This is a genomic window from Streptomyces tailanensis (assembly GCF_008386495.1).
Taxonomy (GTDB): Bacteria; Actinomycetota; Actinomycetes; order Streptomycetales; family Streptomycetaceae; genus Streptomyces; species Streptomyces tailanensis.
The window spans coordinates 30,398-39,903 of sequence record NZ_VTHJ01000009.1 but is presented as its reverse complement, the minus strand read 5'-3'; the positions used below and the strand labels follow the sequence as shown (position 1 = coordinate 39,903).

At 71.0% G+C, this 9,506-nt stretch carries 14 protein-coding genes; 5 read left to right on the top strand and 9 right to left on the bottom strand.

The window, feature by feature from the left end; all coding sequences use genetic code 11:
- Positions 1–43: 43 nt before the first annotated feature.
- Entirely contained in the window at positions 44–475 is a 432-nt protein-coding gene (locus F3T56_RS09715) for a DUF6069 family protein (protein ID WP_149824392.1), read from the bottom strand.
- 221 nt (positions 476–696) lie between these two features.
- On the opposite strand from F3T56_RS09715, the gene F3T56_RS09710 reads away from it, so the two are divergent.
- The 3 genes from F3T56_RS09710 (at position 697) to F3T56_RS09700 (ending at position 3,448) form a co-directional block, all read left to right on the top strand.
- A complete protein-coding gene (locus F3T56_RS09710; RefSeq protein ID WP_246203543.1) occupies positions 697–1,164 on the top strand; it encodes a MarR family winged helix-turn-helix transcriptional regulator in 468 nt (155 codons plus the stop codon).
- Between the two features lie 221 nt (positions 1,165–1,385).
- Positions 1,386–2,450, top strand: a complete 1,065-nt coding sequence (locus tag F3T56_RS09705; protein WP_246203522.1) for a hypothetical protein — start codon at positions 1,386–1,388, stop codon at positions 2,448–2,450.
- Complete coding sequence (locus tag F3T56_RS09700; RefSeq protein ID WP_149824388.1) at positions 2,447–3,448, top strand: beta-ketoacyl-ACP synthase 3; 1,002 nt, start codon at positions 2,447–2,449, stop codon at positions 3,446–3,448. The genes F3T56_RS09705 and F3T56_RS09700 overlap by 4 nt, the downstream gene beginning before the upstream one ends.
- A 188-nt stretch (positions 3,449–3,636) precedes the next feature.
- Here the strand turns inward: F3T56_RS09700 and F3T56_RS09695 are convergent, their stop codons facing one another.
- The 5 genes from F3T56_RS09695 to F3T56_RS09675 form a co-directional block, all read right to left on the bottom strand.
- Positions 3,637–3,954: an antibiotic biosynthesis monooxygenase family protein gene (locus F3T56_RS09695; protein WP_149824386.1), complete on the bottom strand. Its 318-nt coding sequence runs from the start codon at positions 3,952–3,954 to the stop codon at positions 3,637–3,639.
- Entirely contained in the window at positions 3,951–4,262 is a 312-nt protein-coding gene (locus tag F3T56_RS09690; protein WP_149824384.1) for an antibiotic biosynthesis monooxygenase family protein, read from the bottom strand. Before F3T56_RS09690 ends, F3T56_RS09695 begins: the two co-directional genes overlap by 4 nt.
- A 1-nt stretch (position 4,263) precedes the next feature.
- Positions 4,264–5,013: an SDR family NAD(P)-dependent oxidoreductase gene (locus tag F3T56_RS09685; RefSeq protein ID WP_149824382.1), complete on the bottom strand. Its 750-nt coding sequence runs from the start codon at positions 5,011–5,013 to the stop codon at positions 4,264–4,266.
- A 95-nt stretch (positions 5,014–5,108) separates the two neighbouring features.
- Positions 5,109–6,161, bottom strand: coding sequence for a methyltransferase (locus tag F3T56_RS09680; protein WP_149824380.1), 1,053 nt, complete (start codon positions 6,159–6,161; stop codon positions 5,109–5,111).
- A 22-nt stretch (positions 6,162–6,183) separates the two neighbouring features.
- Complete coding sequence (locus tag F3T56_RS09675; RefSeq protein WP_149824378.1) at positions 6,184–6,648, bottom strand: anthrone oxygenase family protein; 465 nt, start codon at positions 6,646–6,648, stop codon at positions 6,184–6,186.
- 205 nt (positions 6,649–6,853) lie between these two features.
- Between F3T56_RS09675 and F3T56_RS09670 the strand changes: the two genes are divergently transcribed.
- Complete coding sequence (locus tag F3T56_RS09670) at positions 6,854–7,300, top strand: anthrone oxygenase family protein (RefSeq protein ID WP_149824377.1); 447 nt, start codon at positions 6,854–6,856, stop codon at positions 7,298–7,300.
- A gap of 112 nt (positions 7,301–7,412) precedes the next feature.
- Positions 7,413–8,153 carry a SchA/CurD-like domain-containing protein gene (locus tag F3T56_RS09665; RefSeq protein WP_149824375.1) on the top strand — a complete coding sequence of 247 codons (741 nt, stop codon included), beginning with the start codon at positions 7,413–7,415 and terminating at the stop codon, positions 8,151–8,153.
- A gap of 108 nt (positions 8,154–8,261) precedes the next feature.
- Here F3T56_RS09665 and F3T56_RS09660 read toward each other — a convergent pair whose 3' ends face one another.
- The 3 genes from F3T56_RS09660 to F3T56_RS09650 are packed head-to-tail and all read right to left on the bottom strand — an operon-like array spanning position 8,262 to position 9,506.
- Positions 8,262–8,696, bottom strand: coding sequence for an SCP2 sterol-binding domain-containing protein (locus F3T56_RS09660; RefSeq protein WP_149824373.1), 435 nt, complete (start codon positions 8,694–8,696; stop codon positions 8,262–8,264).
- A 16-nt stretch (positions 8,697–8,712) separates the two neighbouring features.
- A complete protein-coding gene (locus F3T56_RS09655) occupies positions 8,713–9,045 on the bottom strand; it encodes an antibiotic biosynthesis monooxygenase family protein (protein WP_149824371.1) in 333 nt (110 codons plus the stop codon).
- The gene (locus F3T56_RS09650; RefSeq protein WP_149824369.1) at positions 9,042–9,506 is read right to left on the bottom strand and encodes an SRPBCC family protein; all 465 of its coding nucleotides are present in this window, start codon (positions 9,504–9,506) and stop codon (positions 9,042–9,044) included. The genes F3T56_RS09655 and F3T56_RS09650 overlap by 4 nt, the downstream gene beginning before the upstream one ends.

The window sequence follows — 9,506 nt, the reverse complement described above, 5'->3', positions numbered from 1 at the left end:
TGGAGGGGCGCTGGACCGGGCGGGCCGTGCGGACCGCCGCCGGTCAGGCGGGGGCGGAGCTCCGGCGGAAGGCCGGGACGAGGATCGCGCCGACCGCGAGGTGCAGCAGGACGAGCGTGGCCCGGTTGCCGCCGCTCAGGCCCTCACCGAACAGCGGTGCGAAGAGGGAGAGGATGAGCACGAGGACCGCGACGACGGTCCAGAGGGCACGTGCGCGGTTGGCCGCCACCCTTTCCAGTAAGGCGAGCAGGGACCAGCCGAGCAGGGAGATGACGGCCGTGCCGATCAGTACGGCCGGGAGGGCGAGCGCGGTCGTGGTGGTGGAGCCGGGGCCGTCCGGTACGCGCAGGTCGATGTCGAGGACAGGGCCGGCGACGAGCCAGATGAGCGCACCGGCGGCGACGGTGGCGAGGACGGCGAGACCTCGGGTGCGCAGCGGGCTCTGGGGGCGGGTGGCGGTGGGCTTGGCGGACATTTCTGACTCCTCAGGGGCTTCGGGGGAGTGCGATCCCTCCACAAACCAAGATCATTGCTACTAGCATATACATGTCCTTCGCATATAAGTGTCCCACATCCAGGAATGCGTGGTCCAGCCATATGTCCAGGGCGAGTAATCTCGGAGGCGTGAGTGGTGACGAGGACCTGCTGACGGACAACGACCGTGGGAGCGCCCCGGTCGCACGAAAGGAGGCGCCCGTGGAGGAGGGTGTGCTCAACGCCGTGGAACTGGCGATGATCCGGATCCGGCGGCGGCAGTCACGGCGCAGTCTGGCCCGGCCCGTCATAAGGGGGATGACGGAACCACTGGACCTCAACACGCTCTCCGTCATCGACGCGGTCGACGAGGGCAGCGGCGAGAGCGACCGGGACGTCACCGTCGGGTTCGTCGCGGACCGGCTCGCCATCGACCCCTCGCGAGCCAGCCGGATCGTCGCCGACGCGGTCAGGTCCGGCTTCGTGCGCCGCGTCGCCTCCCAGGAGGACGGCCGCCGCAGCTGTCTGGCCCTCACCAAGTCGGGTCGCGAGGCGGTGTCCGCCGCCCACCGCACGCGCCAGGCCTTCTACTCCCGTGCCCTGAAGGACTGGGACCCCGACGAGCAGCAGCACTTCGCCCGTCTCCTCACCAAGTTCGTCGACTCCTTGGACGACGCGGGCCGCGACTGACCGGCCCACGACACCGCCTCGACCGGGAGCGCGTCGCCGGGGCCGCCCCGCCGGGGCGCCGCCCAGGCCAGGGGCGGCCTCCGTAGAGCGCCGTCCACCGGGCTTCGAGTGGGTTTCGAGGCTGCCCGGCGACGCTGAGCGCGCCACGAACCCGCTACCGACGGCGCTCAGAGCCCCGCTGCCGTGGGGCGGACGCGCCTTGCATCGAAGGAGGCGCGACGGTGAGTACGACTGACCGGACAGAACGGAGCCGGGGCCCGCGGGCGGTCGGCCCCGCACGGGTGGTCCGCCCGGCCCCCGCGGCAGCCGCGGCCGCGGCACCTGTTCCCCGCCCGCCGACCGCCGTCGGCTGGGCCTACGCGATGGTGATCGTGGCGACGCTCGCCGCGATCGCGAGCAACGTCTTCGAGATCGCCCACCAGGTCGAGACCGGTGTCGCCGGCGCGGCGACCACGGGTGACCTGGCCCTGACCATCGCCTTCTGCGCCTTGTTCGGCTTCTTCGCCGAGATGCTCCGGGCCGGCCGTCAATGGGGCCGCGTGCTGCTCACGGTGTTCACCTCCCTGGGCCTGCTGTTCACCGGCCTCGGTCTCGCACGACTCGGCGGTCGCCCGCTGGTGGGCCCGCTCCAGGCGAGCCTCGCCGTGACCAGCCTGATCCCGTCCGTCGTGGGCCTCGTCCTGCTCTACGTCCCCTCCGTCAACCGGTGGATGGCGAGCGTGCGCGAGGACAGCCGTACGGTCTCCCAGCGTCTGCGCAAGGCGGTCCTCACCGCCCATGTGGGCATCTCCGTGGGCTGGCTGGGCCTGGTGACCGGCATGTTCGCCATGTCGGTCGCGGGCGCCACCACCCACAACGCCGAGCAGCAGGCCGCGATGTACCGCACGATGTCGATGCTCGACGAGATCTTCCTCGGCATGACCAGCATGTTCGCCCTCATCACCGGCATCGTCGTGGGCGCCGGCACCAAGTGGCGCCTGCTGCACCGCAGATGGGTCGCCGTGAAGTTCTTCCTGACGATGGGCGTCATGGTGCTCGGCTTCTCCGTCATCCACCAGCAGATCCTGCGCGCCAACGAACTCGTCGACGAGGGCGCCGCCGTGCGCGGCGGCGCACTCGACACAGTCGGCTGGACCATGGCCGGCTCGGCCCTCCTCGCCCTGCTCTGCCTGGTCTTCATGACGGCCGTCTCCACTTACAAGCCCTGGGGCCTGACCGCCCGGGGACGCCGGAACTCCCCCGCGAAGTCCGCCCGTGCGCCTCGAAAGGACGACCGACAGACATGACCACGATTCAGTACACCCCGGCCCTGCGCCACAGCCGCCTCCTGGGCGTCGGCACATACCGGCCCGAAAGGTCCGTGCCCAACACCGAGATCGCCGAACGCACCGGACTCGACCCCGATTGGATTGAGAAGCGCTCGGGCATCCGCTCCCGCCGTTACGCCTCCCCGGACGAGACCCTGCCGATGATGGCGACCGCCGCCGCGGAGAAGGCGCTCGCGGCCGCGGGCATCGGCGCGGACCAGCTGGGCACGGTCATCGTCGCCACCATCACGTCCATGGAGCAGATGCCCGCCGTGGCCATCGAGGTCGCGCACCGGCTGCGCGCCGGGAAGGCCGCCGCCTTCGACATCTCGGCAGCCTGCGCGGGCTTCTGCCACGCGGTCGCGCTCGCCAGTGACCTGGTCCGCCTGGCCCGCACCGACTACGTCCTCGTCATCGGCGCCGAGCGGATGACGGACATCCTCGACCACTCCGACCGCGACACGGCCTTCCTCTTCGCCGACGGCGCCGGCGCGGTGGTTGTCGGCCCCTCCGACGAACCTGGCATCGGACCGGTGGTCTGGCACGCCGACGGTTCGCGCAACGCGGCGCTGAAGATGACCTCGCCCTGGCACGACGGCACCGGGACGCGCCCGGACGCCCGCCCTGCCATCACCATGGCAGGCTGGAAGGTCTTCCGCTGGGCCACCGGCGAACTCGTCCCCGCCACCCGGAAGATGCTCGACCTCGCGGGCGTCACCGTGGAACAGCTCGACGCGTTCATCCCTCACCAGGCCAACATGCTCATCACCGACTTCGTCGTCGAACAGCTGGGCCTGACCGAACGGACCGCCATCGCCCGGGACATCGTCAACAGCGGCAACACCTCCGCCGCATCCATCCCGCTCGCCATGGAGGAGCTGCTGTCCGCCGGCCGCGCCCCCAGCGGCGGCCTCGCCCTCCTGGCGGGCTTCGGCGCCGGACTGGTCTACGCGGGCCAGGTGGTACGCCTGCCCTGAGCCGCCCCTCCGCGGTACGGCAGCGGGCACCCGGCCGATGTACAGGCCGGGTGCCCGCTTCGTGCTGCCACGCCCGCCGTGCCTGCCGGGCCCGCCCGCCCGCTCGTCCGTCCGTCCGTCCGGGCAGACGACTGTGCCGTGAGGAGCGATGCTCCTCACGGCACAGGGCCGCGGTGGTCAGCGCGGCGTCAGTACCCCGCCTCCACCGCGAACAGAGCGAACGGGCTGGGTCGTTCGGTGTCCTGGTAGGGGCGCAGCGGCGACGTGGTGCCGCGGTGTCCGGCGCCCGCCTCCCAGTCGCGGAAGGCGGCCATGCTCTCCCACTCGCTGAGCACCGCGTACGCGCCGGGGTCGGCCACGTCGCGCAGCAGCTCGTTGCCCAGCAGGCCCGGCGTGCCCGCCAGATCCTTGCTGATCCGGTGGTATGCCTCCTGGACCTCGGGCACCTGCTCCGACGTGGCCCGCAGGTACAGCAGGATCCGCACCCGGCCAGGCGCCCCGCTCATCCGGCGACCTCCACCAGGTGCATCATCGCCAGCGAACCGCCCGTGCGGTACGGGTGCAGCTTCTCGCGGTGCCGTACGTGCTCGGCGCTGCTCTCGAAGGCGAGGAAGGAGTCCCGGTCGGTCCAGTCACTCACCACGTAGTAGACGGAGGCCTCCTTCGCGCTGCGCGCCAGGGTGTGGCCCAGGTTCGCGCGCTGGGCCGTGACCTCCTTGCTGCCCTCGGCCCACATCTTCTCGAAGTCCGCCTCCATACCCGGCTTGACCTGGACGGTCAGCAGCACCCGGAAGGTCCCGGCCTGGCCGGCCATCTCAGACACCCCCGTCGACGTGCAGTGTCTCGCCGTTGACGTACGTGGACAGTTCGCTCGCCAGGAACAGCACGGCGCCGGCGATCTCCTCGGGGCGCCCGAACCTGCCGAGCGCCATCATCCGGAGGTAGCGCTCGTTGTAGGCGGCGCGCTGCTCCTCGGTCAGCTCGTCGGGATCGGAGGTGTCGATGACGCCGGGGGCCACGACGTTGAACCGGATGCCCTTGCCGCCGAGTTCCTTGCACAGGGTGCGGGTCAGGCCGACCAGGCCCGCCTTGGAAGCGGTGTAGTGGCCCCGCAGCGGGATACCGGCCATGGCGCCGCGCGAGCCGATGTTGATGACCGACGAGCCCTCGCGCAGCAGCGGCAGGGCCTTGCTGATCACCATGAACGGGCCGGTGAGGTTGGTGCTGATCACCCGCTCCCACTCGTCGAATGGCAGCTGGGCGAACGGGACCTGGCTGATCACACCGGCATTGTTGACCAGCACGTCCAGCGTCTCGAACCGCTCCCGGACTTCCGCGAGCAGGGTCTCGACGCCCTCGGCCGTGCCGACGTCGGCGCGCACCAGGGCGTGCTCGCCGCCGATCTCCTTCAGCTCACGGGCGAGGCTGTCCACGGCCTCGCCCTCCTGCCGGTAGCAGGTCACGACCGAGGCGCCGGCCTTCGCGAGCTCCAGCACCACGGCCCGCCCTATGCCCCGGCTACCGCCGGTGACCAGCGCGTTCTTTCCCACTAGTCGAAGTTGCATGCCATCCTCCGCTCCCTCGCGACCGTGGCCGCGCCTTGTGTCGTACGGGGTCCGCGCGTCGGCGCGCCCGCGCATTCGTTCACCTGTTCGCCTGTTCATCGGGCGACCGGGAGGGGGCGGCACTCCAGGACCGCCCAGCGGCCGGCGACCGGCTCGTTCACCAGCTCGAAGCCCGCGCTCGCGAGCAGCGCCCGCCACTGGGGCTCGCTGCGCTCCCGCCCGCCGAAGCGGATGAGCATGTCCAGGTCGAGGAGCTTGCCGCGGTCCCACTCGTTGGCGGGCCCGACCAGGAACTCGCAGATGAGCAGCCGTCCTTCGGGGGTACCGGCGAGGGCGTCGCGAATCCGGCCGAGGATCGCGGCGGCCCGCTCGTCGTCCCAGTCGTGCAGTACCGCCTTGAGCACGTACGCGTCCCGGCCGACCGGCAACTCCTCGAAGAAGTCGCCGGGCACCACCTCGACGCGGTCCGCGACCCCCGCCTCGTCGAGGAGCTTGTGCGCCTGAGCCACCACCGCCGGGCGGTCGACGAGCGTGCCGCGCACCTCGGGGTGGCACCGGAGCACCTCGGAGAGGAACCAGCCGCGCCCGCCCCCGACGTCGGCGATCCGGCCGAAGCGGCCGAAGTCGAAGCTGTCGAGCAGCATCCGGGTGGTGGCCCGGCTCATCCCGGTCATCGCGCGGTCGAACAGCGCCCCCGCCTGGGGGTCCTGATCCAGGTGCTCGAAGAAGCCGTGCCCGTAGGCGGCCTCGAAGGCGGGCTCACCGGTGCGCACGGTGTGCATCAGGGAGCCGTAGGACCGCCAGAGCATCTCGTCGCCGTTGTACAGCACCATGTCCCGTTGGCTGCCGGGCACGTCGGCGCGCAGCACCTCGCCCATGTCGGTGAGGGCGTAGGTGCCGTCGGGCTGTTCGGCGAAGACACCGAAGGCGGCCGCGACGCGCAGCACCCGCCCCAGCGAGTCCGCATGGGTGCCGGTCCGTTCGGCGAGCTCGGCCACCGTGAGCGGGCCACCGGCCAGCTCGTCGGCGACGCCCAGCTCGGCGACGACGTGCAGCACCCGGGATATCCGTTTGCCGTCGGTGAGCAGCAGCAGCCGTACGTGAGGCGGCAGCGCGGCGGTCATCGCCGGGCCGACCACTCCGGTCATGGTGTCCACACCTTCTCCTAGGTCAGATGAGCACGGCGGCGGCGCTGACGTTCGCCAGCAGCGCGGCGACAGCGAGCGCGCCCCGCACACGGTTCCAGCGGATCCAGCGCTCACGCGGGTCGAGGCGGTCGAAGTCGGCGGGCAGGTGCAGTGGATCGAGCGTCGACAGCCACCGGTTGATCGGCACGTTCTTGGTGAGCGAGACCGTCATGGCCGCCGCCAGCAGCAGCGCCCCGAGGGCCGCGAGCAGCCGTACGGCGGTGGTGGGGCCCGTGGCGACCAGGGCGATGTCGCACAGCAGGCAGCTCAGCAGCGACAGCGGCATGAACGGGTCGAAGCGGGTGACGAGGCCCTTGTGCACCGGGACGTACATCCTGGTGGGCAGCGTGGTGAACAACGGGGCCGCCAGCACGGAGATCGCGAGACCGCCGGCCGCGAGACCGCCGGCGAGCAGCGCCGCGGGCATCAGTACCTGGACCGGATCCACCACAATCACCCTCCCGACCTGGCCGCCGCCCGTGTGCGGCGGACCGCTGCCCCGACTCTCGGAAAGCCGGGTCGAAGGGGACTCGAAGACGGCTCGACGGGCCGGGCGCGGGCCCGCGAACCCCCGCTGTCGAGCACTCCTCCACAGCGAATCGAGCAGGTGGGACCAAGGTCGCTGGTACATCCACCACGGACCGGGAGTCGTGATGCTCAAGGAAGTACTGACCGGGGTCGTGCTAATCGGAACGGGAACCGTCACGGGCATCTTCGTAGCGGTTCTGGTCAGTGTGGCCCCCGCCATGTCGGCCATGGACCGCGCCGACTATCTCCGGGCCCACGCCCTGCTGGGCAAGGGCTACCACCCGCTGATGCCGATCCTCGTCAACGTCGTGACCCTCAGCGGGTTCGCCCTCGGCGTGCTTGCCGAGGGACCGGGCCAGGTGCTGTTCCCGGCCGCGTCGGTGCTGCTCATCGGGGTGCAGGCCGTTTCACACCTCGGCAACGTGCCGATCAACCGCTCGCTGGCCGGGCTCGCCGCGGACGGCCCCTGGCAGGACCCCCGACCGCTGTGGCGCGCCTGGCACCGGCTGCGTACGGCACTGGCCGCGCTTGCCCTGGCGACCGTCACGGTGGCGGCACTCGCCGCTCCCTGAAGCACCGCCGAGCACCGCACCAAGCACCCCGGGGCACCCGGAAGCACCGGTACCCGCCGCTCCCTGAAGGCCGTCGACGCGCCACGAGCGTCGCCGAGGAGGAGAAACCCCCATGCCACTGAACGCCATCACCTACCGCGTCCGTCCCGGCCGCGAGGACGAGCTGACGGAGGTCTTCGCACCGCACAACTTCACCCGCGTCGACTCGCCCGTCATCAAGGACGCCTCCGGCGAGACAGTCGGGATGCTGCTCGGCACCGGTCTGTTCGTCCAAGGGGACACCCTGGTGCGGGTGATCCACCACGACGGCGTCTCGGCCGACCGGATCGCCCGGCACATGTCGGTGCAGAAGGGGGTGCACGAGGCCGAGCGGGCGATCCTGCCGTACCTGGCCGAGCCCCGTGACACCGAGACCCCCGAGGGATTCCAACGGCACTTCCACCGCAGCTTCATGACCGTGCTGGAACAGAACAGCCCCGACGAGCGGCCCGCGGTCGGTACGGTCGCCCTGCGCTATCCGCTGCGCCGGGGCGCGGGCGCGGAACTGGCCGCCACACGCGCCACCTGCAACCGCCGGGCGACGCTGCTGCTGTCGCCGGAGCACCCGACGATCGTGCGCACCGCGCTGTTCCTGCACGAGGACATCCTGGTCCGCGTCGTCCAGTACGACGGCCACCCGTACGACGTCGTCGGCTATCTGACGGACCGTTGCTTCGGTACGGCGGCCGAGACGTGGCTGGAGCCGTACCTGCTCGACGCCGCCCGGCCCACCCACCCGGACGCGTATCTGGCCCTCGTGCACGAGCAGGCCATGCTGTCGATCGCCCACATGTCCGTGCTGGGTGTCGACTGACGACCCCTTCCGCCGCCTTCGGTCGAACGACGGCACACAGCACGCAAACCGCCGCCGGGCGCTGGTCCCGGCGGCGGTTTGCGCATGCCCGTACGAGGCGCGGTCGGCTCAGACCTCGGGGTGGTCGAACCACTCGCCGAGCTTGGTGCCCATCAGCGGGCTGCCGCGCAGCTTCAGCTTGCCCGTCAGGAAGGCCTTGGCACCGGGCAGCTTGCCGACGCCCATCGCCAGCATGTCGGGGAACTTGATCCCGATGGTGATATCGGGGTTCTCGTGCCGGCCCTTGTCGGTCCGGCACGTGCCGGCCTCGACCTGCACATAGTGGAGCTTCGGCCCCTCACCGGAGGCGATCTCGAACTGGAAGACACCGCCCTGGCCCTTGGCCTTCTCCGGGTTGAACTCCGACACCAGCAGCTCGAAGATCAGCGTCAGCGCGCCGTCCAGGCCGCCCTCCCGCTGGGCCGTCACGGCCTCCAGTTCCTTGGCCGGCACCGACTCGACCAGTTCGATCAGCGCGGTCACCTGTTCCGCTTGCGTACTCATCCGTTCCTCCTGGTCCCTAGGCTTCGGCCGGAGCGGCCGGTGACAGTTCGTGGAGCGGTTCGAGCAGCCGCATCTCGCCGCCCTCCCGCAGCGGCCAGAGCACCTTGAGGTACGCCTGCTGCTCGGCGCTGCGCTCGAAGGCCCGGAAGGACGGCTCGTCCGTCCAGTCCGTCAGTACGGTGTAGCTGCCGGGCTCGGAGGTGTCCCGCAGCAGTTGCTGGCCGTGGTTGTCGGGGAACCTGCGCACAGTCTCGGCGTGGCCGCGCCACAGCTCCTCGAACGCGGCCTCCTGCCCCGGGGTGATGCGGATCCGCAGCAGGACCCGCAGCCCGGCCGGCTTCGCCGTCACGAGCGCACCGCCGCCTGCGCGGCGGCCTCCTCCACCAGCCCCTTGATCCGGGCCATCTCCCGGCGGGTGTTGGTGTTGAGCCGCTCGGTCATCTCCTTGTCGCCGAACGGCAGTCCGGAGCGGACGGTGAACTCCTGCCGCCAGCGCATCTCCACACCGTTGTCGGTCTCGGTGTAGGTCCAGAAGATGTCCATGTGCTCGAAGGGGCCGGTCTCGATCCGCCGCGCCTGCACGGTCCGGGTCTCCGGGTCGGGGGTGCGCTCGGAGACCCAGCTCCAGACGGCGCCGTTCTCGTCCGGGTGCAGGGTGAGCCGGAACCGTATGGTGGCGCCGTCACGGCCGAGTATCTCGGCGGCGGAGTACTCGGAGAACAGCTGGGGCCAGGACTCGACGTCGTTCGTCATCTCCCAGACGAGCTCCATGGGCGCGTCGATGACGACGGTGTTGTCGGTGAGCGCCAT